This is a genomic window from Synechococcus lacustris str. Tous (genome assembly GCF_003011125.1).
Classification (GTDB): Bacteria; Cyanobacteriota; Cyanobacteriia; order PCC-6307; family Cyanobiaceae; genus Synechococcus_D; species Synechococcus_D lacustris.
The window spans coordinates 1-834 of the sequence record NZ_PXVC01000250.1 but is presented as its reverse complement, the minus strand read 5'-3'; the positions used below and the strand labels follow the sequence as shown (position 1 = coordinate 834).

At 53.7% G+C, this 834-nt stretch carries 1 protein-coding gene; it reads left to right on the top strand.

Going from position 1 to position 834, the window contains the following annotated elements; translation table 11 throughout:
- Positions 1–85: 85 nt before the first annotated feature.
- Positions 86–834 (top strand): iron-containing alcohol dehydrogenase (locus tag C7K08_RS14695; protein WP_117434673.1); only part of this gene is annotated, 749 nt, incomplete at its 3' end.

Below are 834 nucleotides of genomic sequence, written 5' to 3'. Positions count from 1 at the left end.
AACGAAGACAAGCAGGTTGTAATCAGGCAAACAACCCTGCCCCAAGAGCAGCCCGAGTTGGCTAGCGCTGGTGTTTGATTAGGGGATGACAACCCCTGCCAGCAGCCAGCATTCCATCGCCCCCGCCCAACTGTGGCGGGGGCCTGGGGTATGGCAACAGGCCCAAGCGGATATCAAAAAAATCTCCAGCAAACCACTGTTACTAGGCCGCAGTCAAAATACCCGTGCCCTGCGGGGGAAATTAGCCCAAAATCTCACCAACAACGGCCTCACTGTTGAAAGTGCTGAATTAAAATTTGATTGCTGTGAAATAGATTTAGCAGCATTAGAATTAAAAGTTCAACAAACAAATTGTGATGGGGTAATTGCCAGCGGTGGTGGCAAAGTTTTAGATGCCGGAAAACTACTAGCTGATCGCTTGGATCTACCGTGTATCACTGTGCCCACCAGTGCTGCCACCTGCGCCGGCTGGACAGCCCTTGCAAATATTTATAGCCCCGATGGCGCTTTTCAAGCTGACGTAAGCCTCAGGCGCTGCCCACAACTTTTGATATTCGACCATCAACTAGTGCTTACGGCACCAGCACGCACCCTTGCAAGCGGCATCGCCGATGCAATGGCTAAATGGTATGAAGCCTCCGTGAGTAGCGGTCAAAGTAGCGATGGTTTAGTGCAACAGGCTGTTCAACAGGCCAGGGTTCTACGTGATCAATTACTGATTGAGGGGGTGGCTGCCCTGCAGGATCCTGGTTCAGAGGCCTGGGTTCGGGTGGCCGAGGCGAGTGCCCTCACCGCTGGTTTAATCGGCGGCCTCGGCGGTGCCCGTTGCCGCAC